Source organism: Pseudomonas sp. RC10-4-2 (genome assembly GCF_050433085.1).
Lineage (GTDB): Bacteria > Pseudomonadota > Gammaproteobacteria > Pseudomonadales > Pseudomonadaceae > Pseudomonas > Pseudomonas aeruginosa.
The window spans coordinates 483039-508600 of the sequence record NZ_JBNPXX010000002.1 but is presented as its reverse complement, the minus strand read 5'-3'; the positions used below and the strand labels follow the sequence as shown (position 1 = coordinate 508600).

The window sequence follows — 25562 nt, the reverse complement described above, 5'->3', positions numbered from 1 at the left end:
CCCCATCGTGGAAGTTCGATGCCGGCCGCGGCCGGCGGAATCTCAGGACGCCAGCGGCGCCACCTGCCAATTGCCATCGCGCAGCGCCAGCTGCCGGTCGCAGCCCGCCTCGCGCGCAGAAGCCGCATCCTGCCCGGGCAGAGCCTGGACGACACGCTGCCCGTCGCGGCGCAGTCGTTGCACCGCCTGCCAGAGCCCGGCCCCTTCGGCCGGCGCCCAGATACCCGATACAGCCTGGTCCAACCGGGCCTGGCCGAGAGTGACCAGGCTTTTCAGATCGGTGGAGAAACCGGTGGCCGGGCGGGCGCGCCCGAAATCGGCACCGATATCATCATAGCGACCGCCCTGGGCGATGGACTGGCCAACGCCGGGCACGAAGGCCGCAAACACCACGCCGGTGTGATAGTGATAGCCACGCAGCTCGCCGAGGTCGAAATACAGCGGCAAGCCGGGGAAGCGCCCGGCCAGCGAATCGGCGATCTCGATCAGCTCGTTCAGCGCCACCTGGACATCGGCCGGCGCCGCCGCCAGACGGGCACGGCCCTGCTCCAGCGCATCGCGGCCGCCACATAGCTCGGCCAGCGCACGCAACATGCCGCGCAGCTCGGCAGGCAGGTCTGCAGTCAGCGCCTCGACCTCGTCCACCGCCTTGCGCTGCAAGGCATCGAACAACTGCTGCTCGACTTCGCCGGACAGCCCTGCCGCGCGCGCCAGGCCGCGGTAGATACCGACATGGCCGAGGTCCATGTGCACGTCCGGCACTTCCGCCATCTCGAGCATTTCCAGCATCAGGCTGATCACCTCGACATCGCTGGCAGGGCTCGGATCGCCGTACAGCTCGGCGCCCAGCTGGATCGGACTACGCGAAGTGGACAGCGCGCGCGGCTGCGCATGCAGCACACTGCCGGCATAGCACAGGCGGCTCGGTCCCTCGCGGCGCAGGCTGTGCGCATCCATCCGCGCCACTTGCGGCGTAATGTCGGCACGGAAACCCATGAGCCGGCCGGACGCCGGGTCGGTCACCTTGAAGGTGCGCAGGTCAAGATCCTGTCCCGCGCCGGTGAGCAGCGACTCCAGGTATTCGATATGCGGGGTCACGACGAACTCGTAACCCCAGCGGTGGAACAGATCCAGCACCTGACGGCGGGCTGCTTCGATGCGCGCCGCCTCCGGGGGCAGCACCTCTTCGATCCCATCTGGCAGCAGCCAGCGGTCTACCGTTGCCATTTCGCCTCTCCCCTTTCAGCCGGGCGGCACATCATCAGTGAATCCAGTAAAGAAGCAGGGTGCCGAGCAGCACGCTGCCCAGCCCCACGAGACGCAGGTGACGGTCGCTCAGCCGGCCGATGCCGGTGACCGCCTCGCGCCATTGTCGCGGACACAGGAACGGCAGGATGCCTTCCAGCACCAGCACGAGACAAAAAGCGATGCCGAATTCCTGCCACATGATTCTCGCGGACGCAAAAAAGCCGGGATTTCCCGGCTGGCTCATCATAACACGATTTCTCCGGCGGGCGCTGCCGCCCGCCGGAGAACCGAGTATTACTTGTTGGCCTTGTTCAGATAGCGGAAGAACTCGCTGCTCGGATCGAGCACCAGTACGTCGCGCTTCTCGGCGAAGCTTTCGCGATACGCCTTCAGGCTACGGTAGAAGGAATAGAACTCCGGATCCTGGTTGTAGGCCTTGGCATAGATCGCGGCAGCCTTGGAGTCGCCGTCACCGCGGGTCTCTTCCGACTCGCGGTAGGCTTCGGCAACGATTACCCGGCGCTGGCGATCGGCGTCGGCACGAATGCCTTCGGCCAGTTCGCGACCCTTGGCGCGGTGCTCGCGGGCCTCGCGCTCACGCTCGGTGCTCATCCGCTCGAAGACGCTGCGGTTGACTTCCTTCGGCAGGTCGATGGCCTTGACCCGCACGTCGATCACCTCGATACCCAGTTCCTTCTGCGCCATGCGGTTCAGCGAAGCGGTGATGTCGCCCATCAGCGCGTCGCGCTCGCCCGATACCACTTCATGCAGGGTACGCTTGCCGAACTGGTCGCGCAGACCCGCTTCGAGACGCCGCGACAGGCGTTCGTCGGCGATCTGCTTGAGGCCCGAGGTAGCGGTGTAGAAGCGCTCGGCATCCGCCACCCGCCACTTGGCATAGGCATCCACCATCACCGCTTTCTTTTCCAGGGTCAGGAAGCGCTGGGTCGGGGCATCCAGGGTCAGCAGGCGAGCGTCGAACTTGCGCACCTGGTTGACGTACGGGATCTTGAAGTGCAGGCCCGGCTTGACGTCGGACTCGACCACCCGGCCGAAGCGCAACATGACCGCGCGCTCGGTCTGCTGGACTACGTAGACGCTGTTCCACAGGACGATGGCGGCGACGACACCGACGATCAGAGCGATCAAAGACTTGTTGCCCATCAGCGGCTCTCCCTCGTACGCGCGTCTTGCTGGCGCAGATCGTTGACGATCCGCGACCCCAGGTCGGAAGCGCTGGCGCTGCCACCACCGGCGGAAGCACCGGCCCCCGTAGCGGGCGCGGCGTTACGACCATCGATCATCTTGTCCAGCGGCAGGTAGAGCAGGTTGTTCTGCCCCTGCTGACCGGTCACCAGCACCTTGCTGGTCTGGCTGAAGACTTCCTGCATGGTGTCCAGGTACAGACGCTCGCGCGTCACTTCCGGAGCCTTGCGATATTCCACCAGCAGCTTGGAGAAGCGATCCGCCTCGCCCTGGGCGCGCGAAATCACCTCGTCGCGGTAACCGTTGGCTTCTTCGATGATGCGCTGGGCCTGGCCACGTGCCTCCGGCACCACGCCGTTGGCATAGGCTTCGGCCTGGTTCTTCTCGCGCTGCTCGTCCTCGCGGGCCCGGATCACATCGTCGAACGCTTCCTGCACCTCACGCGGTGCCTGGGCGCTCTGGATGTTCACCTGGGTCACGGTGATACCGGTCCTGTAGGTATCCAGGAAGCGTTGCAGGCGCTCGCGCACCTCGGTCGCCATCTGCTCGCGGCCTTCGGTGAGGATCCGGTCCATGGTGGTGGAGCCGGCGACATGCCGCAGCGCGCTCTCGGTCGCCTGCTGCAGGCTGACCTCGGGCTGGTCGACGTTGAGCACGAAGTCCTGCAGGTTGCTGATCTTGTACTGCACGGTCAGCGGCACTTCGACGATGTTCTCGTCCTCGGTGAGCATCTGCCCCTGCTTGCTGTACGCACGCTCGCGGGTGACGTTCTCCTGGAAGCGCTTGTCGATCGGCGGGAAGTAGAAGTTCAGGCCGGGACCGACCGTCTCGTAATACTTGCCGAAGCGCAGGATGACCGCCTGCTCCTGCTCGTCCACCACATAGATGGCGTTGTACAGCCAGAGCACGGCGAGGATCGCCAGGCCGATGCCGAACAGGCCCAGGCCACCGCCCTTGCCGCCGGAACCGGAGCCGGAACCGTTGCCACTGCGTTTTTTTCCACCGAACAGCCCGTTCAGGCTGTCCTGAAGCTTGCGGAAAGCCTCATCCAGGTCGGGCGGCCCCTTGCGGTCACCACCGCCGCCACCACCACCGCGGCGGCCTCCCCACGGGTCTCGATCGTTGTTGTTCGAGTTGTCACCCGGCTCGTTCCAAGCCATAGCGCTCTCCATCTAGTAACGCGAAACGCGCCTGCGGCGCGGCCACCCATGCTACCGAATGCCCTGCCCGCTGCCAAAAGCAGCGATACGGGCTTTATTGCAAAGTGTGTTGCGCAACGAACTCCGCCGGCTGCCAGCCAGCGCGGCTCGCCAGGCGGTTCAACTCGGCCCGCGGCAGGCGCACCTGCAGCAGGGTACAACCCTCCTCATCGTGCGCCTCGGACTGCACCGCGCCCAGTTCGAACAACTGGGCGCGCAGGCGCCCGAGCCGCTGGGGCAGGCGCAAGGTTCCGACGAACAGGTCCTCGCCGAGCAGCTCGGCGATGGCCTGGCGCAACAGGTCGAGGCCTTCGCCGGTCTGCGCCGACAGCCAGACGCGCACCGGCTTGCCGGAATCGTCGCGCTGGATGTGCGGCTCGACCGAGGGTAGCAGGTCGACCTTGTTATAGACCTCGAGCATCGGCAATTCGTTGGCGCCGATCTCGCCGAGCACCGCCAGCACCTGCTCGACCTGCGCATCCCGTTCGGGCTCGTAGGCGTCGATCACGTGCAGCAGGAGGTCGGCGTTGCTCGACTCTTCCAGCGTAGCGCGGAAGGCCTCCACCAGCTTGTGCGGCAGGTGACGGATGAAGCCCACCGTGTCGGCCAGCACCACCGGCCCGAGATCGTCCAGTTGCAGGCGACGCAGGGTGGGGTCGAGGGTGGCGAACAACTGGTTGGCGGCATACACCTCGGAGGCGGTGAGCGAATTGAACAGGGTCGATTTGCCGGCGTTGGTATAGCCGACCAGGGAGACCGCCGGGATATCCGCGCGCTTGCGCCCGCGTCGAGCCTGCTCGCGCTGGCTGCGGACCTTCTCCAGGCGCTGCTTGATCTGGCGGATGCGCACGCGCAGCAGGCGTCGGTCGGTTTCCAGCTGGGTCTCGCCCGGACCGCGCAGACCGATACCGCCTTTCTGCCGTTCGAGGTGGGTCCAGCCGCGTACCAGCCGCGTGCTCATGTGCTCCAGTTGCGCCAGTTCCACCTGCAACTTGCCTTCGTGGGTACGTGCGCGCTGGGCGAAGATGTCGAGGATCAGCCCGGTCCGGTCGAGTACGCGGCACTCGAACGCACGCTCGAGGTTGCGCTCCTGGCTGGGCGTCAAGGTGTGGTTGAAAATCACCAGCTCGACGTTTTCGGCCTTGACCAGGTCGTGCAACTCCTCGACCTTGCCACTGCCGATAAGATATTTGGCGCTCGGCTGGTGGCGGGAGACGCTGACGAATGCCACCGTTTCCGCGCCGGCCGAACGCACCAGCTCCTGGAACTCCTGCGGGTCTTCACGCGCCTCGGGGTTCTGCCCTTCCAGATGCACCAGAACAGCCTGTTCCCCACCACCTGGGCGCTCAAAGAACAAAGCGGACTCCCGTCAAGCGTTGCCCGGCTCGGCCGGCTGGTCACCGCTCGGCAGACGCACCGGACGGCTCGGTACCACGGTGGAGATCGCGTGCTTGTAAACCATCTGGCTGACGGTGTTCTTCAGCAGGATGACAAACTGGTCGAAGGACTCGATCTGGCCTTGCAGCTTGATGCCGTTGACCAGATAGATGGAAACCGGGACGCGTTCTTTCCGCAGGGTATTGAGGTAAGGGTCTTGTAGCGAATGCCCTTTTGACATGTGCCGCACTCCTTTAAGGATCGTAGTTTGAAGTAGTCGAATAGGGTGACTTGGCGCCGTCCAAACTCCGGTCTCGCTCCGGAAACAGACGGACAAATTAAGGTCTCAGGCCAATATGGAGACCGTTTTCAGGTATTTCAAGGCACGCGGCAGATTGTCACCTGCTAGGCTGTCCATCCAGTGTAGATGGCTCCAGCTTCGCAGCCAGGTGAACTGGCGCTTGGCCAACTGGCGGGTAGCGATGATGCCGCGTTCGGTCATTTCAGCGTAGGACAGCTTGCCATCCAGGTAATCCCACACCTGACGGTAACCCACGGCTCTAATAGACGGTAATCCTGCATGCAAGTCACTTCTGGCATGCAGTGCTTCGACCTCGGCGATGAAACCCTGTTCCAGCATCTGGCGAAAACGCTGCGCAATCCGCGCGTGCAACACCTGGCGCTGCTCGGGAGCAATCGCCAGCTGAGCGACAGTATACGGCAATTGATTCCTGCCTGACGCGTCAAAATCCGCCTTTTCAGCGCTTTGCCGGCGACGCAGGTCGCTCATCGACACCCCGCCGAGGCGATACACCTCGAGCGCCCGCATCAGTCGCTGCGGGTCGTTGGGGTGGATGCGCGCAGCCGACTCCGGGTCGACCTCGGCGAGTTGCCGGTGCAGCGCCTCCCAACCTTCGGACAGGGCCTCGGCCTCGATCGCCGCGCGCACCTCGGGATCGGCGCCGGGCATGTCGGCCAGGCCCTCGAGCAACGCCTTGTAATAGAGCATGGTGCCCCCCACCAGCAGGGGAATCCTGCCGCGCGCGGTGGCCTTGGCCATCGCCGCCAGGGCGTCGGCGCGGAATTCCGCGGCCGAATAGCTCTCCGCCGGATCGCGGATATCGATCAGGCGGTGCGGATAGCGCGCCAGCAGCTCCCGGGAAGGCTTGGCCGTACCGATATCCATGCCGCGGTAGATCAGCGCCGAGTCGACGCTGATCAGCTCGCAGGGCAGCGCATCGGCCAGCGCCATCGCCAGGTCGGTCTTGCCGGCGGCGGTCGGCCCCATGAGAAAGATGGCGGGAGGCAGGGAAGACATCGGAACGCTCTTGGACAAAGCGCATAGCTTCGGGCTTTGCGCCCGAAGCTGCAAGGCTCAGCGTCCGCGCAGGAAGAGCTTGTCCAGCTCGTCCAGGCCCAACTGGGTCCAGGTCGGACGCCCATGGTTGCACTGGCCGCTGCGTTCGGTGATTTCCATGTCGCGCAACAGGGCGTTCATTTCCGGCAGGGTCAGGCGCCGGTTGGCGCGCACCGCGCCATGGCAGGCCATGGTGCCGAGCAACTCGTTCAGGTGTGCCTGGATACGGTCGCTGGTGCCGTACTCCAGCAGGTCGGCGATGACATCGCGCACCAACTGGGTCGCCTCCGCCTGCTTGAGCAGCGCAGGGATCTGCCGGATCGCCAGGCTTTCCGGCCCCAGGCGCTGCAGCTCGAAGCCCAGGCGCTGGAACCAGCTGGAATGCTCTTCCGCGCAATCCGCCTCGCGCTCGCTGACCGCGATCGACTCCGGCACCAGCAACGGCTGCCCACGCAAGCCTTCGCTGGCCATCGCCACCTTGAGGCGCTCGTAGGTGATCCGTTCGTGGGCCGCGTGCATGTCCACCAGCACCAGGCCGTGGGCGTTCTCGGCGAGAATGTAGATGCCCTTGAGCTGCGCCAGGGCGTAACCCAGCGGCGGGATGTCCTGGGCGCTCTCGGGCAACGCGGCTGGCGCCTCGCCCGCGGGTAACGGCGCGAAGTAGGCCTTGTAGGCGCCACCGGCCTCGGCCAGAGAGGGCGGCGCCTCCGGCCGGGTATAGGCGGAATAGCCGGAGGAGCCGCCGGAGGCCGATGAGCCGCCACTCCAGCCCACCCGTGCCGCCGGACTCTCCAGCACGCTCTCGGCCAGGCGCATCTCGCCCTGCGGGCCGAACTCGCCGGCGGCAGCGCCGGTCGGACGCGGCTCGGTCAGGCTGGTCGCCCCGGGCGGCGCGAGCTGGTCGTCGGGACGGACCTCGCCCAGCGCACGATGCAAGGTGCCATAGAGGAAGTCATGGACCATCCGGCTGTCACGGAAGCGAACTTCGTGCTTGGTCGGGTGCACGTTGACGTCCACCACCGCCGGATCGACTTCGAAGAACAGCACGAAGGTCGGATGCCGGCCGTTGTACAGCACGTCGCGATAAGCCTGGCGCACCGCGTGGGCGACCAGCTTGTCGCGCACCATGCGCCCGTTCACATAGAAGTACTGCAGGTCCGGCTGGCTGCGGGAGAAGGTCGGCAAGCCGACCCAACCCCACAGGTGCAGGCCGTTGCGCTCGACCTCGATCGGCAGCGCCTGCTCGAGGAATGCCTGGCCGCACACCGCGCCGACCCGGCGCGCGCGGGCCAGCTCGTCTCGCGCCTCGTGCAGGGCGAAGATGGTCTTGCCGTTGTGGCGCAGGTGGAAAGCCACGTCGAAACGGGCCAGCGCCAGGCGCTTGATGACTTCCTGCAGATGGTCGAACTCGGTCTTCTCGGCGCGCAGGAACTTGCGCCGCGCCGGGGTGTTGAAGAACAGGTCGCGAACCTCGACGCTGGTCCCCACCGGGTGCGCCGCCGGCTGTACCCGCGGCTGCATGTCGCGGCCCTCGGTTTCCACCTGCCAGGCTTCGCCGGCGTCGGCGGTACGCGAGGTCATGGTCAGGCGCGCTACCGAACTGATCGAGGCCAGCGCCTCGCCACGGAAGCCGAGGCTCATCACCCGCTCCAGGTCTTCCAGCTCGCGGATCTTGCTGGTGGCGTGGCGAGCCAGGGCCAGCGGCAGGTCGTCGGCGGGGATGCCGCGACCGTCGTCGCGCACTCGCAGCAACTTGATGCCGCCCTGCTCGACCTCCACATCAATGCGCCGGGAACCGGCGTCAAGGCTGTTTTCCAGGAGTTCCTTGGCCACCGAGGCGGGACGCTCGACCACCTCACCGGCGGCGATCTGGTTCGCCAGCCGCGGACTCAGCAGCTGGATACGCGGTGCTTCACTCATCACTGGGCCGCCAGGGCGGTGCTCGGGATGGACAGTGCCTGGCCGACTTTCAGGTTGTCGCTGGACAGGCTGTTGCTGCTACGCAGCGCGGCCATGCTCACTTCATAGCGCTGGGCGATCATCGCCAGGGTCTCTCCGGGCCGCACCACGTGCTCGCGCGGCCCCATGGAGAGCTTGCCCTGGGCGCGCAAAGAGGCGATGTAGGTACCGGGCGGCGGGCTCTGCTGGAAATACTGGCGGATGCCGCTGGTGATCGAACGCGCCAAGGCCTGCTGATGGCTGGCGCTGGCCAGCTTGCGCGACTCGTTGACGTTCGAGATGAAGCCGGTTTCCACCAGGATCGACGGGATATCGGGCGACTTCAGCACCATGAACCCGGCCTGCTCGACACGACGCTTGTGCAGCGAAGTGATGCGGCCGACATTGGTCAGTACCTTGTGGCCGACATCCAGGCTCGACGAGAGGGTGGCGGTCATCGACAGGTCGAGCAGCACGCCGGCGAGCATCTGGTCCTTGTCGCCGAGGCTGACGCTGCCATCGCCGCCGATCAGGTCGGAACGGTTCTCGCTGTCGGCCAGCCAGCGCGCGGTTTCCGAAGTGGCGCCGCGGTCGGACAGGGCGAACACCGAGGCACCGAAGGCGCTGCGGCTCGGCGCGGCGTCGGCATGGATCGAGACGAACAGGTCGGCGCCCTTCTTGCGGGCGATCTCGGTGCGCTTGCGCAGCGGGATGAAATAGTCGCCGGTACGGGTCAGCTCGGCCCGGTAACCGCGCACCTGGTTGATCTGGCGTTGCAGCTCGCGAGCGATCGACAGGGTGATGTTCTTCTCGTGCAACCCGCCCGGGCCAAGGGCGCCAGGGTCTTCACCGCCGTGGCCGGCGTCGATGGCGATGACGATATCGCGGGTGCCGCCCTTGGTTGGCAGCGGCAGCTTGGCCACCGGCTGGGTCGGCGTCACCGGGGTGACCGGCACGCTCGGGGTCGGCGTCGCGGGTACGTCCGGGGTCAGGTCAGCGCCCTGGTCGTAGAGATCGACCACCAGGCGGTTGCCGTATTGCTGGTTGGGCGGCAGGACGAAGCTTTTCGGGGTGACCTGCGCCGACAGGTCGAGGACCATGCGCAGGTCGTTGGGCGTGCGCTGGGCGGAGCGCACCGCGGTGATCGGGGTGTTGCCGAGCTTGAGACCGTTGAGCTGGGTCGCCAGTTGGGCGCCGCTGACGTCGATGACGATACGGTTGGGCGCGGCCAGGGTGAACAGGCTGTGCTGCACCGGACCGGAGAGATCGAAGACCAGACGGGTGTTGTCCGGAGCGCGCCAGATCCGCACGCTCTTGATTTGCGCGGCGGCCAGAACCTCGCCGACCTGGCAGGCCAGCAGAATCATCACCCCAGTCAACAACGTCCGCAGACGCAAGCCCCAACCCATCGTTTTTCTCATGCTCCCATGGTCAGGGTGGCACACCAGGCTTCGCCCCGCGCACCGTGCGGTACCAGGCGCAGTGTCCGTCCACCCGCTTGGGCAGTAATGGTAATGTCCAGATCGGCGGTTGGCAAAACGCCCGCACCGCGCTCGGGCCACTCGATCAGACAGAGTGCGCTGCCGTCGAAATAGTCGCGGATGCCGAAGAACTCCAATTCCTCCGCATCGGCGAGCCGGTACAGGTCGAAATGGTAGGCGCGCAGCTCGCCGATTTCGTAAGGCTCGACCAGGGTAAAGGTCGGGCTTTTCACCGAGCCGGCATGGCCGAGGCCGCGCAGGATGCCGCGCGAGAGGGTGGTCTTGCCGGCGCCGAGGTCGCCATGCAGGTAGATCACCCCCTGCCCCCCGCTGGCCCGGGCGATGCGCCCGCCCAGTTCGAGCATCGCGTCTTCCCCTTCGGCGGACAGGATCACTTCAGACACGGACTGCACTCCTCGAGCAACTGACGAACGGTAGGTATGAGATCGGTCGCCGCCAGCCCACGACCCTGGGCGCCGAGCCGCTCACCGGCGGCGGCATGCAGCCAGACCGCCAGGCAGGCCGCCTCGAACGCCTCCACGCGCTGGGCCAGCAAGGCACCGGTGATGCCCGACAGCACGTCACCCAGGCCGGCACCAGCCATCGCCGAATGCCCCTGGGAACAGACGGCAAGTCGTCCGTCGGGCGCGGCGACCAGGCTGCCGGCGCCCTTCAGCACCGCCACCGCCTGGTAGCGACGCGCCAGTTCCAGCGCCGCCGCCGGGCGGTCCGCCTGCACCTCGGTGGTCGAGCGACCCAACAGGCGCGCGGCCTCGCCGGGATGCGGCGTCAGAATCCATGTCCGCGGCCCTGCTCCGACCGGTTCCAGGGCCAGCAGGTTCAACGCGTCGGCATCCCAGACCTGCGGCAACGGTCGCGACCGGACAGCGCTCAGCAGGCTACGCCCCCAGGCGCGCTGGCCAAGACCGGGACCGAGCACCAGCACGCTGGCGCGTTCGGCAAGGGCCAGCAGTTGGTTCGCCGACGCCACGCCATGGGCCATGACCTCGGGACAACGGCTCAGCAACGCCGGCACATGTTCGACGCGGGTCGCCGCCGAGACCAGCCCGGCGCCGCAGCGCAGGGCGCTTTCCGCGGCCAGTAGCACTGCCCCGCCCATGCCGGTGTCGCCGCCGACCACCAGAAGGTGGCCGAACAGCCCCTTGTGCGCGGTCCGCGGCCGCGCTGCCAGACTCGGCAGGGCATTTCGTGCCAGACGGTGGGCCCGGGGCTGGAGCCCTTGCAACACGACGGCGTCGCTGCCGAGTTCGTCGAACACCAGCTCGCCGACCCGTGCCGGCGCCTCGCCAGTGAACAGCCCGATCTTCAGGCCGATGAAAGTCACTGTCAGATCCGCCCTGATCGCTTCCCCCAATACCGCACCGGTGTCGGCGCTCAAGCCGGAAGGAATATCCACCGCCAGCACCGGCAGGTCGGCGGCGTTGGCCAGGCGGATGGCCTGCGCAAAGGGCTCGCGCACGACACCTGCCAGGCCGGTGCCGAGCAATGCATCCACTACTACGCCCTCGAGCACGGCGCACTCGCTCCAGGGCTCCACCACGACCCCGGTCGCCAGCGCGGCGGCATGCGCCTGCGCCGCGTCGCCGGCAAGCCGCTGCGGCGCCGCGACCGCCAGCACCCGCACTCGCCAACCCGCACGTTGCGCCAGCGCCGCGATCAGGTAGCCGTCGCCGGCATTGTTGCCGTGCCCGGCGAGCACCGTCAGCGCCGCGGCCTCCGGCCAACGGCGGCGCAAGGCACGCCAGGCGGCGTGGGCGGCGCGCTGCATGAGTTCGAAGCCCGGCGTGCCGGCGGCGATCAGGCGCGCATCGAGGTCGCGCACCTGGGCGGCGGAATAGAGGGCGAGTGGCAGGTCGTCGTGCTGGAAGGTCATGGTCATCGGATCGATTCGGCGTCAGGCGCGCAGTCTGGCAGAATTATACCTATCCCATTTCGCTTTCCCTCGTCTTCGTTGCCTCCCATGACTCCCCAACCTCTGGCCGACAACCTTTCCCCGCCGGACCCCGCCCGCCTCGCCCAGTCCATCAAGGACTGGAGCCGCGAGCTGGGGTTCCAGCAGGTCGGTATCAGCGACGTCGAGCTGGGCGAGCACGAAGCGCACCTGCAGCGCTGGCTGGAGGCCGGCTACCACGGCGAGATGGACTACATGGCGGCGCACGGCAGCAAGCGCTCGCGACCTGCCGAGCTGGTTCCCGGCACGCTGCGGGTGATCTCCCTGCGCATGGATTACCTGCCCGGCGACACGCGCATGGCGCAGGTCCTCGCGACGCCGGAAAAAGCCTACGTCTCGCGCTACGCCCTCGGCCGCGACTACCACAAGCTGATCCGCAAGCGTCTGCAACAACTGGCCGAGCGCATCCAGGCCGAAGTCGGCCCGTTCGGTTTCCGCGCCTTCGTCGACAGCGCGCCGGTGCTGGAAAAGGCCATCGCCGAACAGGCCGGCCTCGGCTGGATCGGCAAGAACACGCTGGTGCTCAACCGCAAGGCCGGCAGTTACTTCTTCCTCGGCGAGCTGTTCGTCGACATGCCGCTACCCGTCGACCCGGCGATGGACAGCGAGCATTGCGGACGCTGCTCGGCCTGCCTGGACATCTGCCCGACCGCGGCCTTCGTCGGCCCCTACCGGCTGGACGCGCGACGCTGCATCTCCTACCTGACCATCGAGTACAAGGGCGCGATTCCGCTGGAGCTGCGACCACTGATCGGCAACCGGGTATTCGGCTGCGACGACTGCCAGATCGTCTGCCCATGGAATCGCTTCGCCCGCCCCACCGGGCAGGGCGACTTCCAGCCGCGCCACAGCCTGGACAACGCCGAACTCGCCGAACTGTTCCTCTGGAGCGAGGAGGAGTTCCTCGGCCGCACCGAGGGTTCGCCGCTGCGCCGCGCCGGCTACGAGCGCTGGTTGCGCAACCTGGCGGTGGGGCTGGGCAACGCGCCCTCGACCATCCCGGTGCTGGAGGCGCTGAAGGCGCGCCGCGGGTTCCCTTCGGAGCTGGTCCGCGAGCACGTGGAATGGGCCCTGCGGCGCCACGGGGAAACCTAGCCCGGCCGGCGCCTGCCGCCCGGTCCGGACGGATCAGAGCTTGATGAAGTGGTCGCGGTAGTGGCGCAGCTCGGCGATCGACTCGCGGATATCGTCCAGCGCCAGGTGGGTGTTGCCCTTCTTGAAGCTCTCGCGGACCTGCGGCGCCCAGCGCGCGGCCAGCTCCTTGAGGGTGGAGACGTCGAGGTTGCGGTAGTGGAAGTAGCCTTCCAGCCTGGGCATGTGCCTATAGAGGAAGCGGCGGTCCTGGCAGATGCTGTTGCCGCAGATCGGCGAGCTGCGCTTGGGCACCCACTGCTCGAGGAAGGCCAGGGTCTGCGCCTCGGCCTCGGCCATGCTCACGGTACTTTCCCGAACCCTCTGGGTCAGGCCGGACTGGCCGTGCTGGCGGGTATTCCACTCGTCCATGCCGGCGAGGATTTCCTCTGGCTGGTGGATGGCGATCACCGGTCCTTCGGCCAGGGTGTTGAGGTCACTGTCGGTGACGATGGTGGCCATCTCGATGATGACGTCCCGGTCCGGATCGAGGCCGGTCATCTCCAGGTCGATCCAGATAAGGTTCTGCGGGTTCTGCATGGGGAGTCGCTCCAGTCGCTATGCCGTGCATTCTAGCGTGGAACGCCGCCGCGCGAATGATGGCGGCGCGCCCATGTTAAACTCGCCGCCGATTTTTCATGCGGACGCATCATGGCCAAACGCCACTTGACCCGCCGGCAGAGCTGGCGCATCGAAAAGATCCAGGAAGAACGCGCGGCCCGGGCGGCCCGTCGCGAGTCGCGTGCCGTGGAAGAGCTGGAGGGCGGCGACCTGGGACCGGAGCAGACCGGCCAGGTGATCGCTCATTTCGGGGTTCAGGTAGAGGTCGAGTCCGCCGACGGCCAGGTTTCCCGCTGTCACCTGCGCGCCAACCTGCCGGCACTGGTGACTGGCGACCAGGTGGTCTGGCGCGCCGGCAACCAGGGCATCGGCGTGATCGTCGCGCAATTGCCGCGCCGCTCCGAGCTGTGCCGCCCGGACATGCGCGGGCTGCTCAAGCCGGTGGCGGCCAACGTCGACCGCATCGTCATCGTCTTCGCCCCGCGTCCCGAACCGCACGCCAACCTGATCGACCGCTACCTGATCGCCGCCGAACATGCCGGCATCCAGCCGCTGCTGCTGCTGAACAAGGCCGATCTGGTCGACGAGAGCAATGCCGAAGGCATCGATGCGCTGCTGAATGTCTACCGCACCCTGGGTTACCCGCTGATCGAGGTGTCGGCCTTCAATGGCCTGGCGATGGACGAACTGCGCGGCGCGCTGGACGCTCACGTGAGCGTCTTCGTCGGGCAGTCCGGGGTAGGCAAGTCGTCGCTGGTGAATGCCTTGTTGCCGGGTGTCGACACCCGTGTCGGCGACCTCTCCACGGTGACCGGCAAGGGCACCCATACCACCACCACCGCGCGACTGTTCCATTTTCCCGGCGGCGGCGACCTGATCGACTCGCCCGGCATCCGTGAGTTCGGCCTGGGGCACGTGTCGCGAGACGATGTCGAGGCCGGTTTCATCGAGTTCCGCGACCTGCTCGGACATTGCCGCTTCCGCGACTGCAAGCACGACCGTGAACCAGGTTGCGCCCTGCTCCAGGCCTTGGAGGACGGGCGCATCATGCCGCAACGCATGGCCAGCTACCGGCACATTCTGGCAAGCATGCCGGAAACGGACTACTGAACCTCAGTCGCCCTTGATCTGCTCCAGCTTCAGGCTGCCGCCGTCGTCGAACAGGTTGAGCTTCTTCTGCACCTCGTCCGCCGGTAGCGAAGGTTGCGCGCCCGCCGCCGGTGCCTCGGCAGCCGGCTTCGGCTGCTCGCCCGGGGCAGCCGCGGGGGCGCTGGCTTCGGGAGCGCCGGTCTCGCCTTCGATGGCCTTCTGCGCCTTGCGGGTCAGGACCACGATGTCGATCCGCCGGTTCACCGGGTTCAGCGGGTCCTTGTCGTCGAACAGGCGTGCCGAGGCATAGCCGACAACCTGGGCGATCTGCCCTTCCGGATAGCCGCCGGCGACCAGCGCACGGCGCGCGGCGTTGGCGCGATTGGCCGATAGCTCCCAGTTGCCGAAGTCGCCGTTGCCGGCATAGGGCTTGGCGTCGGTGTGGCCGCTGATGCTGATCTTGTTCGGCACCTGGCGGATGGTCTCGGCCATGGCCAGCAGGATGTCCTCGAAATACGGCTGCAGGCGCGCGCTGCCGAGGTCGAACATCGGCCGGTTGGCGGCGTCGACGATCTGGATGCGCAGGCCGTCGCGGGTGATCTCGAAGTGGATCTGGTCCTTGAAGTCCTTGAGCATCGGATTTTCGTCGACCTTGTTCTGCAACTCCTGCAGCAGCAGCGCCAGACGCTCTCGCTCAACCTGCTCGGCGAGGTTCTCGGCCTGATCGGCGTTGACCTGGTGGTCCTGCTCGGGGCTGATCCGGCTTTCGTTGGAGTCCGGCTGGGCCTGAACCTGCGGATTGAGGGTCTTGTCCGGCGCCGGCGTCGGCGTGCCGCCGAGGTCGATGACGTAGGGACTGGCGCTTTCGCTGAAACCGATGGGGTCCTGGAAGTATCCGGAAATCGCCTTCTTCTGCTCCGGGGTGGCCGAAGACAGCAGCCAGAGCACCAGGAAGAACGCCATCATCGCCGTGGCGAAGTCGGCGAAGGCGATCTTCCACGAGCCGCCGTGGTGGCCGGCGGCATAGCGCTTGACGCGCTTGACGATGATCGGCTGGTTATTGTCCATCTATCGACAGTGCCTCCACTCAGCGGCCGCGCACGGCCTGCTCGAGCTCGGCGAAGGTCGGCCGATGGGCGGGCAGCAGCACCTTGCGGCCGAACTCGACGGCCAGCGAAGGCGGCATGCCGGAAGCGGAAGCGACCAGGCAGGCCTTGATCGCCTCGAACAGGTTCAACTCTTCCTTGGCATCGTGCTCCAGGGCGCCCGCCAGCGGGCCGACGAAGCCGTAGGCGGCGAGAATCCCGAGGAAGGTGCCCACCAGGGCGGCGGCGACGTGGTGGCCGATCTCCGCCTGGCTGCCTTCGCCAAGCAACGCCATGGTGATGACGATGCCGAGTACCGCGGCGACGATACCGAAGCCCGGCAGGGCGTCGGCGACCTTGGTCACCGCGTGGGACGGATGCTCCAGGTCCTCCTTGAGACTGGACAGCTCCATGTCGAACAGGCCTTCCAGCTCGTGCGGCGCCATGTTGCCGGAGGACATGATGCGCAGGTAGTCGCAGACATAGGCGGTCATCCGCTCATCCTTCAGCACACCGGGGTACTTGCTGAAGATGGGGCTGGCCGCGGGGTCTTCGATGTCCGCCTCGATCGCCATCATCCCTTCGCGCCGGCTCTTGTTGAGGATCTCGTAGAGCATGCCCAGCACCTCGAGGTAGTAGGTCTGGGTGAAGCGGTTGCTGAACATCTTCGGCGCTTTCTTCAGCACCACCATGAACGTGCTGCCCGGGTTGGACTGGAGGAACGCCCCCAGTGCCGCGCCACCGATGATCAGGACCTCGAAGGGCTGGATGATGGCGCCGATCTTGCCGCCGGAGAGCAGGAAGCCCCCGAGGACACTGGCGAAAACGACGATGATGCCGATGATTTTTGACATGAGGACCGGACGTGCGAAATGAACAGGATAAGGAGGGGGACTGCTAGGCTCCCTCTTGTTATCGGTTGCTAGCCGCAAGACTATAGTCCGAATACTCGAAAAGCCAGTTCGCCGCCTCGCCGACACCGAGCCCGACACCCATGACAGACCGCCTCGCCGCCTGGCTCGAAGAGCTCGACCGGCAACCCCTGCCGATCCCCGCCAGCCACTATGCCGGCCTGCACGCCGCGCTGAGCGACAGCCGTCGCTCGCTGCGCGAGATCGCCGACCAGTTGCAGGGCAGCCCGACGCTGGCGTTGTCCATCCTGCGCGAGGCCAATCGCGCCGAGAGCGCCCGCGACAACCCCGCGGAAAGCCTGGAGGTGGCCCTCAGCCGCCTCGGCCTGGCACGCGCGAGCCAACTTCTGAAGACCCTGCCGAGCATCCAGGATGCGGAGATGCCCAGGGTCCTCGGGCAGATGTTGCTGATCAGCCAGCACGCCATGCAGCAGGCCAGCGGCCTGTTCGGCGCGCGCCTGGCCAGGCTCTGGCAGGAAATCCACTGGGGCAGCCTGCTGACCATGGCTCCGGTCTGGGCGCTGGCCAACGCCCGCCCGCAGCTACTGGAGCAATGGCAGCAACGCGTGCTGGTACAGGGCGAACCGACCCTGCGAGTGGAGCGCGAACTGCTCGGCATGCGCCTGCTGCCGATCTGCCTGGCGCTGGCCGAACGCTGGCGGCTACCGCAGTGGGTCATCCAGGGCTATCGCCTGCTCGCCTGCGACCGTCGCTTGCTGGTTCGAGCCCTGCGTATCGCCCGCGACCATCAGTCGCCCCTGCTCCAGCAACAGCAACTCGATGCCCAGCCCGATCTCGCCCGCTGGCTGACCCAGCCGGCCAACTGCACTCTCCTCGCCAATGGCCTGGCCATCGCCGCGCACCAGAGCTGGGACGGGCCGCACATGCTGCGCTGGCAGCGCCTGACCGGCCTGTACCTGGGCCAGCCGCTGACCGAAGTCCAGCAGCAGGTGCACATGCTCGCCGCGCAAAGCGCGCGCCTGCACGCCCGGCCGCCGCTGTGGCATCCGGCGGTGGCCTTGATCTGGCCCTGGCAGGCCAGCCGCTGGCGTGCCGAAGCGGCACCCCCGCCGCCGCCCTCGGCGGAAGCCCTGGCCGAGTGGCGGCAGCATTGCGCCGAGTTGCTCCGCGAGCCCAGCCCGTTCAGCAACGTGGTGCAGCTCACCGCCTGTGCCCGCGATGCGCTGCGCGCCTGCGGCCTGCAAAGGATGCTGCTGCTGGTGGCCGATCGCACCCAGGTACACGTGCTGGCGCAGCAGAGCGCCGGACTCGAACCGGGCCAGGAGAAATTGCAACTGGAGATTGCCAGCAGCCCGCTGCTGAAGAAACTGTTCCAGCAACCCGCCCTGCTGCGCATCGGCCCGAACAACCAGGACCAGTTGCTGCCGGCCCTCGGCGAACCCTTGCGCCAACTGTTCCCCGGGCCTCACCTGCTGCTGCGCTCGCTGGGCAACGGCTCGCGGGTGGTGATGCTGGTCCTGGCCGACCTCGGCGGCCAGCCGTTCAGCGACCTGCATGCCCAGGCCTTCGCCAAGACCGCCCAGTGCACCGAGCGCGCGATCCAGCAGTTCGGCCGCCAGCGCCGCACGGAATGAGGGACATGCCCGGCACACTGGTCGGGCGCGCTTTCCGTTAAACTGCTGCCCTTCTTCAACCCGGGGGTACTCGCATGTCCGTTTTCTCCGACCTGCCATTGGTGATCGAGCCCAGCGACCTCGCGCCGCGCCTGGGCGCGCCCGAGCTGATCCTGGTCGACCTGACCAGTGCCGCCCGCTACGCCGAAGGGCATATCCCCGGCGCGCGTTTCGTCGACCCCAAACGCACCCAGTGGGGACAACCCCCGGCACCCGGCCTGCTACCGGCGAAGGCCGACCTGGAAGCCCTGTTCGGCGAGCTGGGCCACCGCCCGGAGGCGACCTACGTGGTCTACGACGACGAAGGCGGCGGCTGGGCGGGCCGCTTCATCTGGCTGCTGGACGTGATCGGCCACCACCGCTACCACTATCTCAACGGCGGCCTGCCGGCCTGGATCGCCGACGCCCAGGCGCTCGACCGCGAGGTCCCGGCGCCTGTCGGCGGCCCGCTGCCGCTGACGTTGCACGACGAGCCCAGCGCGACCCGCGAATACCTGCAAAGCCGCCTCGGCGCCGCCGACCTGGCGGTATGGGATGCGCGCAACCCCAGCGAATACGCCGGTACCAAGGTGCTCGCCGCGAAGGCCGGGCATGTGCCCGGCGCGATCAATTTCGAATGGACCGCCGGCATGGACCCGGCTCGCGCCCTGCGCATCCGCGCGGATATCGCCGAAGTCCTGGAGGACCTCGGCATCACGCCGGACAAGGAAGTGATCACCCACTGCCAGACCCACCATCGCTCCGGCTTCACCTACCTGGTGGCCAAGGCGCTGGGCTACCCGCGGGTCAAAGGCTACGCCGGCTCCTGGTCGGAATGGGGCAACCACCCCGATACCCCTGTAGAGGTTTGAGGAATGTCGTTCAAAGATCGTCTGTTCATCTGCAGCCAGTACCTGCTGCCGCACCACCTGCTGTCCCGGCTGATCGGCTTCGCCGCCGACTGCCGGGCGACCTGGTTCAAGGACCGCCTGATCGCCTGGTTCGCCCGGCGCTACCAGGTCGATATGCGCGAAGCGCAGGTCGAGGACCTGCAGGCCTATGAACATTTCAATGCCTTCTTCACCCGCGCCCTGAAGGATGGCGCCCGCCCGCTGGCCCAGGAGCCCGGCGCGGTGCTCTGCCCGGCCGATGGCGCGATCAGCCAGCTCGGCCCGATCGAGCACGGGCGGATCTTCCAGGCCAAAGGCCACAGCTACAGCCTGGCCGAACTGCTCGGCGGCGACGCCGAACTGGCCGCGCCCTTCATGGGCGGCGACTTCGCCACCGTCTACCTGTCCCCCCGGGACTACCACCGCGTGCACATGCCGCTGGCCGGCACCCTGCGCGAGATGGTCTACGTTCCCGGCCGGCTGTTCTCGGTGAACCAGACCACCGCGGAAAACGTTCCCGAGCTGTTCGCCCGCAACGAGCGGGTGGTCTGCCTGTTCGACACCGAGCGCGGTCCGATGGCCGTGGTGCTGGTAGGCGCGATGATCGTAGCCTCCATCGAAACCGTCTGGGCCGGCCTGGTTACGCCGCCGAAGCGCGAACTGAAGACCTTCCGCTACGACGAAGCCGCCCGTGCGCCGATCCGCCTGGAAAAAGGCGCCGAGCTCGGTCGCTTCAAGCTGGGCTCCACCGCCATCGTCCTGTTCGGCCCGCAGCAGGTCGCGTTCAACGACGGCCTCGGGGCAGCGAGCCCGGTGCGCATGGGCGAATGCCTGGCCCTGCCGAAACAGTCCTGACCTCGCCGGGACGGAGCGCCCCGAGCGTCTCCGTCCCATCTCTCCCCGCCGCCGGGACCTCCCGGCGGGATCGTGGCGTCCGAAGGCTGCGGGTCCATTTCGATGCTGCTAGAGTTCGGAAAGGTCCTATCGAGCCTGTGCCGACCCCTCGGTCAGGAAAGCGGACTGCCGCACAGTTCCTGTCCTGGCCACGACGATGAACCCGCCTCCCGTGTTAAGAAAGAGGAGGCGCAGCCGCGGCGATCGGAAGTCCGGCACCTCTCCGGGGCTTCATCCCCCCCGTAGAGCCTTTTCAGTAGCGGAGCCGTCTAACCCCCCATGGAAAACCAGAGCCCCCACCTCTCGTTGCGCGTCCCCACTCCGACGCAGCAGAACCTGAGCTTCTGCGACGCCACCCCGAAGGACATCAAGTACTGGCTGGCGCACCTGCCCAAGGCCAACCTCGGGGAAACCGCGCGCCAGCTCTACCAGGGCCTGATCGAACTCAACCAGTTGGTGCTGCCCGTCGAGGCCCGCCTGCAACTGCTCGAACTGTTCCGTCCAGAGGTGCATTTCGTCTGCGCCCACCTGGAACGGCACTTCCTCAACCAGGCCATCGTCCTCGACGAACGGCCGCGCAAGATCGCCAACCTCTGCCAGGCCCTGCAGAACCACCTGGCCATCGGCTACAAGCTGATCGTGGTCCAGGAAGCGCCGCGCAACAGCCGCGACCGCGCGCAGCTGTTCGCGGTCGGCATCCAGCGGGCGATCCGCAGCCTGTGCGGGCCGCTGATCCGCGCCAGCCAGTTGTACTGCCCGGTCCCCGAGGGGCTTTGGCTGGAACTCCACCAGCTCTACCAGTTGGCCAGCCAGCGCGGCGTGCATCGTCTCGCGGTGCGCGACGAACTGGCCAAGCACACCCCCGGCCTGAGCGTCGAGCAGGCCTACCTGATTCCGCTGCTGCTCGGCTGCGCGCGCTGCAACCAGATGCGCCAGAACAACATTGCACGGCTCGCCGAGGTGCTCGAACCCTGGAGCCAGCTGCTGTCGATACAGAGCGCGACGCTGCCCGGCTCGCTGTTCATCGCCGTGCCGCAGATCGACGGCCCGCCGCGCTACCGTTCGCTGTACCCGGAGATCCAACTGGCCAGTGCCCTGGGCATCGACACCCAGCAGCTGGTCGAGCTGATCCGCGAATACCTGCTGCAGCCCGAGGCCGAACGCGCGAAAGCACGCCTGCCGCTGATCGAAGGGGTGACCCTGGACCTGCTGCAACATCTCTCCTCGGCCTGGGGTGACATCGCCGAACGTACCTTCCAGCGCACCCAGGGCCAGGGCCAGTTGACCCTGTGCATCGGCATGAGCGCCCTGCACTACTTCCTCGCCGGGCGCCGCCCGTTCAACGAGGTCCTGCAGATCCAGGAAGCGCCCGAGGCGCCTCGCTTCAAGGCCGACGTCCAGGACGCCTGGGCCGGCGCCTTCGATGCACAGAAGGTCACCGACTGGCAGCCCGGCATGCCGCTGGAGGAAATCGAGTACCGCCCGCACCAGTCGCCCCGCAGTGTGCAACCCGGGCACCCGCAGGCCCACGCACAGGCTGACGCCACCGAGGACTACCCGACCTACGCCCTGCCCATCGTCAACCACAGCCCCGGCGGCTATTGCCTGAGCTGGCCGAAGGAGGTGCCCGCCCAACTGCAGGCGGGCGAACTGGTCGGCCTGCAGGACCTTCCAGGCCAGGCGTGGAGCATCGCGGTGGTGCGCTGGATCCGCCAGGTACGCAATGGCGGCACGCAGATGGGCATCGAGATGATCGCCCCGGCGGCACAGCCCTGCGGCCTGCAACTGCTGCGCAAGACCGAGCAGAGCAGCCACTACCTGCGCGCCCTGCTGCTGCCGGCGATCGCCGCGATCTCGCGGCCGGCGACGGTGATCACCCCGCGCCTGCCGTTCCAGGAGGGCAGCCGGGTGCAGATCAACCTGCACGGCGAGGAGCGGCGCGCGGTGCTGAATCGCCGGCAGGCCTCGACCGGCAGCTTCAGCCAGTTCGAATACCGCTCGGCGGAACCGGTGAACACCCCGAGCGATAAGCCGGTCACAGCGCCAGTGGCCCGGCCGCCTGCGGGGGAGGAAGATTTTGACTCGCTCTGGAAGTCTCTGTAGATTGCCCCGACACCTCCATTCGCCGTCTTTTCGCGCCTGCCCGGACGCGGACTGAGCCCTTTCCATGGCCATCGAAAAGAAAACCATCCGCCTGCTGATTCTGGAAGACTCGCAGAACGAAGCCGAACGCCTGGTCAGTCTGTTCCGCAATGCCGGCCACGCGACCCGCGTACATCGACTGACCTCTCCCGAGGACCTCGCCGAAACCCTCCAGCAAAGCTGGGACCTGCTGATCGCCGCGCCGACCAGCGAGTGTCTCGAGCCCGGCGAGGCGCTCGCCACCTTGCGCCGCCAGTCGCGCGACATCCCGTTCATCCAGCTGGTGGCCGACAACAGCTCCGACGCCATCACCGACGCCTTGATGCTCGGCGCCCAGGACGCCCTGCCGCAAGGCGAGGACGAGCGCCTGGTGCTGGTCGCCAACCGCGAGCTGGCCGGCCTCGCCGAACGCCGCGCGCGCCGCGCCGCCGAACTCGCCCTGCGCGAGGCGGAAAAACGCTGCCAGTTGCTGCTCGACAGCTCGGTCGACGCCATCACCTACGTCCACGACGGCATGCACATCTACGCCAACCGCTCCTACATGGCGCTGTTCGGCTACGAGGACGCCGAGGAACTGGAAGGCCTGCCGGTCATCGACCTGATCGCCTCCTGCGACCAGGGCGCCTTCAAGGATTTCCTCAAGGGCTACCAGAACGACCAGCGCCAGACCGAACTGGTTTGCACCGGGGTCAAGCTCGACGGCCAGGAATTCAAGGCGCGCATCAGCCTCTCCGCCGCCACGTACGACGGCGAACCCTGCATCCAGGTGGTGATCCGCGGCGAGGTCGACAACGCCGAGCTGGAAGAAAAGCTCCGCGAAGTCAGCAGCCAGGACCCGGTCACCGGTCTCTACAACCGCAGCCACTTCCTCGACCTGATGGATGCCGCCGTGCAGCAGGCGGTGACCGCCCGCAAGCCGTCGACCCTGGCCTATATCCATCTCAACGGCTACCCCTCGCTCCAGGCCGACCACGGGCTTTCCGGGATCGACCTGCTGCTCGGCCAGTTGGCCGGACTGATGCGCGAACAGTTCGGCGAGGAAGCCGACCTGGCGCGTTTCGGCGATTCGATCTTCGCCGCCCTGTTCAAGGGCAAGACTCCCGAGCAGGCGCAAGCGGCGCTGCAACGACTGCTGAAGAAAGTCGAGAACCACCTTTTCGAGCTGAACGGCCGCAGCGCCCAGGCCACCCTCAGCATCGGCGTCGCCGGTCTCGACGAGAAGACCGCCAAGGCCCAGGACGTGATGAACCGTGCGCATCGCTGCGCCGATGACGCGGCACGCAAGGGCGGGTCGCAGATCAAGCAGTACAACCCGGCGGAAGAGCTTGCCGCCGCCGCCCAGCGCGGCGACGTCATCGCGATCCTCCAGCAGGCGCTGGAGACCAACAGCTTCCGCCTGCTGTTCCAGCCAGTCATCAGCCTGCGCGGCGACAGCCACGAGAACTACGAGGTGCTCCTGCGCCTGCTCAATCCGCAGGGCCAGGAAGTGCCGCCGGCGGAGTTCCTGCATGCCGCCAAGGAAGCCGGGCTGGCGGAGAAGATCGACCGCTGGGTGATCCTCAATTCGATCAAGCTGCTCGCCGAGCATCGCGCCAAGGGGCACCAGACCAAGCTGTTCGTCCACCTGTCCAGCGCGAGCCTGCAAGACCCCGGCCTGCTGCCCTGGCTCGGGGTGGCGCTGAAGGCCGCGCGCCTGCCGCCGGAGTCGCTGGTGTTCCAGATCAGCGAAGCCGACGCCACCAGCTATCTGAAGCAGGCCAAGCAACTGACCCAGGGCCTGGCCACCCTGCATTGCCAGGCGGCGATCAGCCAGTTCGGCTGCTCGCTGAACCCGTTCAACGCGCTGAAGCACCTGACCGTGCAGTTCATCAAGATCGATGGCTCCTTCGTCCAGGACCTCAACCAGGTGGAAAACCAGGAGATCCTCAAGGGCCTGATCGCCGAACTGCACGAACAGCAGAAGCTCAGCATCGTCCCCTTCGTCGAGAGCGCCAGCGTCCTCGCCACCCTGTGGCAAGCCGGCGCCACCTACATCCAGGGCTACTACCTGCAGGGGCCGAGCCAGGCGATGGACTACGACTTCTCCTCGGGAGACGAATGAAGAACGGGCGCCCTGGGCGCCCGTTGCTTTTCCGCTCTACCGACCTGGTTCGTGGCTGCCGGGCCGGCAAGAGACGCCCGCCGGCCTCAGGCTCGTCCTTCGCGGTCGCGGTAGCCGAGCAGGTAGAGGATGCCGTCCAGGCCCAGGGTCGAGATCGCCTGCTTGGCCGACTGCTTGACCAGCGGCTTGGCGCGGAACGCCACGCCCAGGCCGGCCAGGCCGAGCATCGGCAGGTCGTTGGCGCCGTCGCCGACGGCGATGGTCTGCTCCAGGCTCAGGCCTTCCTTCGCCGCCAGTTCGCGCAGCAGGTCGGCCTTGCGCTGGGCATCGACGATCGGCTCGACCGCCACCCCGGTGACCTTGCCGTCGACGATCTGCAACTCGTTGGCGAACACGTAGTCGATCCCCAGCTTCGCCTGCAATTGACGGGCGAAATAGGTGAAGCCGCCGGACAGGATGGCGGTCTTGTAACCCAGGCGCTTGAGTTCGGCGAACAGGGTTTCCGCACCCTCGGTCAGACGCAGCGAGGCGCCGATCTCCTCCAGCACGTCTTCCGACAGCCCCTGCAGCAGCGCCAGGCGCTCCTTGAAGCTGGCGCGGAAGTCCAGTTCACCGCGCATCGCCCGCTCGGTGATCGCGGCGACCTTCTCGCCGACGCCGGCGGCCTTGGCCAGTTCGTCGATGACTTCCGCCTCGATCAGCGTCGAATCCATGTCGAACACCGCCAGCCGGCGGTTGCGGCGGAACACGCTGTCCTGCTGGAAAGCGATGTCGACGTTCAATTCCTGGGCGACGCTGAGGAATTCCGCACGCAGCGCCGCCGGATCGGCCGGTTCGCCGCGTACCGAGAACTCGATGCAGCCCTTGCCCTGGTCGGCGGGCATGTCCAGCGGCATACGCCCGGAGAGACGGTCGATGTGGTCGATGTTCAGCGCGTACTTGGCGGTGATCGAGCTGACCCTCTGCAGTTGCTCGGCAGTCACCCGGCGGGTGAGCAGGGTCACGATGTGCCGCGCCTTGCCCTGGCCGTCGACCCATTGCCGGTAGTCCTCTTCCGAGACCGGGGTGAAGCGCACCTGCTGGTCCAGCTTGTAGGCGGTGAACAGCACGTCCTTGAGGACCGAGGAACCGGCCTCGGTATCCGGGATTTCCACCAGGATGCCGAACGACAGGGTGTCGTGGATCACCGCCTGGCCGATGTCGAGGATGTTCACCCCGCCCTGGGCCAGTACGCCGGTGATGGCAGCGGTGAGACCGGGGCGGTCTTCCCCGGTGATGTTGATCAGGACAATTTCGCGCAAGGCGTAAGCTCCGCCAGGTAAAAGACGCCATTCTACCCGCTTTCCCGCACACCCGAGAGACGCAGA

22 protein-coding genes are annotated in these 25562 nt (G+C 67.0%); 7 read left to right on the top strand and 15 right to left on the bottom strand.

Annotation, left to right across the window (positions count from 1 at the left end):
* Positions 1-42: 42 nt before the first annotated feature.
* From FHW81_RS10245 to FHW81_RS10195, 11 genes are all read right to left on the bottom strand, one after another.
* Positions 43-1227, bottom strand: a complete 1185-nt coding sequence (locus FHW81_RS10245; RefSeq protein ID WP_003095644.1) for an ATP phosphoribosyltransferase regulatory subunit — start codon at positions 1225-1227, stop codon at positions 43-45.
* 34 nt (positions 1228-1261) lie between these two features.
* Positions 1262-1447, bottom strand: a complete 186-nt coding sequence (locus FHW81_RS10240) for a DUF2065 domain-containing protein (protein WP_019396782.1) — start codon at positions 1445-1447, stop codon at positions 1262-1264.
* A 95-nt stretch (positions 1448-1542) separates the two neighbouring features.
* Positions 1543-2412, bottom strand: a complete 870-nt coding sequence (hflC, locus tag FHW81_RS10235; protein WP_003106429.1) for a protease modulator HflC — start codon at positions 2410-2412, stop codon at positions 1543-1545.
* Positions 2412-3614: an FtsH protease activity modulator HflK gene (gene hflK, locus FHW81_RS10230; RefSeq protein WP_003106427.1), complete on the bottom strand. Its 1203-nt coding sequence runs from the start codon at positions 3612-3614 to the stop codon at positions 2412-2414. Before hflK ends, hflC begins: the two co-directional genes overlap by 1 nt.
* A 94-nt stretch (positions 3615-3708) precedes the next feature.
* Positions 3709-5010 (bottom strand): ribosome rescue GTPase HflX, encoded by a 1302-nt coding sequence (gene hflX, locus FHW81_RS10225; RefSeq protein WP_003113930.1) that lies wholly within the window; start codon positions 5008-5010, stop codon positions 3709-3711.
* A 12-nt stretch (positions 5011-5022) separates the two neighbouring features.
* Positions 5023-5271: an RNA chaperone Hfq gene (gene hfq, locus FHW81_RS10220; RefSeq protein ID WP_003095657.1), complete on the bottom strand. Its 249-nt coding sequence runs from the start codon at positions 5269-5271 to the stop codon at positions 5023-5025.
* A gap of 105 nt (positions 5272-5376) precedes the next feature.
* Entirely contained in the window at positions 5377-6348 is a 972-nt protein-coding gene (miaA, locus tag FHW81_RS10215; protein WP_060774301.1) for a tRNA (adenosine(37)-N6)-dimethylallyltransferase MiaA, read from the bottom strand.
* Between the two features lie 57 nt (positions 6349-6405).
* Complete coding sequence (gene mutL / locus FHW81_RS10210) at positions 6406-8307, bottom strand: DNA mismatch repair endonuclease MutL (protein ID WP_003106411.1); 1902 nt, start codon at positions 8305-8307, stop codon at positions 6406-6408.
* Positions 8307-9734 (bottom strand): N-acetylmuramoyl-L-alanine amidase AmiB, encoded by a 1428-nt coding sequence (gene amiB, locus FHW81_RS10205; protein WP_003123571.1) that lies wholly within the window; start codon positions 9732-9734, stop codon positions 8307-8309. The genes mutL and amiB overlap by 1 nt, the downstream gene beginning before the upstream one ends.
* A gap of 8 nt (positions 9735-9742) precedes the next feature.
* On the bottom strand, positions 9743-10210 hold the full coding sequence (tsaE, locus tag FHW81_RS10200) for a tRNA (adenosine(37)-N6)-threonylcarbamoyltransferase complex ATPase subunit type 1 TsaE (RefSeq protein WP_003106408.1): 468 nt from the start codon (positions 10208-10210) through the stop codon (positions 9743-9745).
* On the bottom strand, positions 10198-11706 hold the full coding sequence (locus tag FHW81_RS10195; RefSeq protein ID WP_106120545.1) for an NAD(P)H-hydrate dehydratase: 1509 nt from the start codon (positions 11704-11706) through the stop codon (positions 10198-10200). Before FHW81_RS10195 ends, tsaE begins: the two co-directional genes overlap by 13 nt.
* Positions 11707-11787: 81 nt before the next feature.
* Between FHW81_RS10195 and queG the strand changes: the two genes are divergently transcribed.
* Positions 11788-12873 carry a tRNA epoxyqueuosine(34) reductase QueG gene (gene queG, locus FHW81_RS10190; protein ID WP_023090911.1) on the top strand — a complete coding sequence of 362 codons (1086 nt, stop codon included), beginning with the start codon at positions 11788-11790 and terminating at the stop codon, positions 12871-12873.
* Between the two features lie 33 nt (positions 12874-12906).
* On the opposite strand, the gene orn is transcribed toward queG, so the two are convergent.
* A complete protein-coding gene (gene orn, locus FHW81_RS10185) occupies positions 12907-13449 on the bottom strand; it encodes an oligoribonuclease (RefSeq protein WP_003095671.1) in 543 nt (180 codons plus the stop codon).
* Positions 13450-13560: 111 nt separating this feature from the next.
* Between orn and rsgA the strand changes: the two genes are divergently transcribed.
* Positions 13561-14580: a small ribosomal subunit biogenesis GTPase RsgA gene (gene rsgA, locus FHW81_RS10180; protein ID WP_003102042.1), complete on the top strand. Its 1020-nt coding sequence runs from the start codon at positions 13561-13563 to the stop codon at positions 14578-14580.
* A 3-nt stretch (positions 14581-14583) separates the two neighbouring features.
* Here the strand turns inward: rsgA and motB are convergent, their stop codons facing one another.
* Both motB and motA read right to left on the bottom strand, forming a co-directional pair.
* Positions 14584-15627, bottom strand: coding sequence for a flagellar motor protein MotB (gene motB / locus FHW81_RS10175; RefSeq protein WP_003095673.1), 1044 nt, complete (start codon positions 15625-15627; stop codon positions 14584-14586).
* Positions 15628-15646: 19 nt separating this feature from the next.
* Positions 15647-16498: a flagellar motor stator protein MotA gene (gene motA / locus FHW81_RS10170; protein WP_003102044.1), complete on the bottom strand. Its 852-nt coding sequence runs from the start codon at positions 16496-16498 to the stop codon at positions 15647-15649.
* 140 nt (positions 16499-16638) lie between these two features.
* Here motA and FHW81_RS10165 point away from each other — a divergent pair, with 140 nt between their 5' ends.
* The 5 genes from FHW81_RS10165 to fimX all read left to right on the top strand — a co-directional run bounded on the left by FHW81_RS10165 (position 16639) and on the right by fimX (position 24195).
* On the top strand, positions 16639-18150 hold the full coding sequence (locus tag FHW81_RS10165) for an HDOD domain-containing protein (RefSeq protein WP_003102046.1): 1512 nt from the start codon (positions 16639-16641) through the stop codon (positions 18148-18150).
* A gap of 74 nt (positions 18151-18224) precedes the next feature.
* Positions 18225-19040 (top strand): thiosulfate sulfurtransferase, encoded by an 816-nt coding sequence (gene rhdA, locus FHW81_RS10160; protein WP_003102047.1) that lies wholly within the window; start codon positions 18225-18227, stop codon positions 19038-19040.
* 3 nt (positions 19041-19043) lie between these two features.
* Positions 19044-19913, top strand: a complete 870-nt coding sequence (asd, locus tag FHW81_RS10155) for an archaetidylserine decarboxylase (protein ID WP_003095677.1) — start codon at positions 19044-19046, stop codon at positions 19911-19913.
* 318 nt (positions 19914-20231) lie between these two features.
* The gene (gene fimW, locus FHW81_RS10150; protein ID WP_023090912.1) at positions 20232-22055 is read left to right on the top strand and encodes a cyclic-di-GMP receptor FimW; all 1824 of its coding nucleotides are present in this window, start codon (positions 20232-20234) and stop codon (positions 22053-22055) included.
* Positions 22056-22119: 64 nt separating this feature from the next.
* Positions 22120-24195, top strand: a complete 2076-nt coding sequence (gene fimX, locus FHW81_RS10145) for a cyclic di-GMP-binding protein FimX (RefSeq protein WP_003095680.1) — start codon at positions 22120-22122, stop codon at positions 24193-24195.
* 86 nt (positions 24196-24281) lie between these two features.
* On the opposite strand, the gene serB is transcribed toward fimX, so the two are convergent.
* The gene (serB, locus tag FHW81_RS10140) at positions 24282-25496 is read right to left on the bottom strand and encodes a phosphoserine phosphatase SerB (RefSeq protein ID WP_003095681.1); all 1215 of its coding nucleotides are present in this window, start codon (positions 25494-25496) and stop codon (positions 24282-24284) included.
* Between the last annotated feature and the right edge of the window lie 66 nt (positions 25497-25562).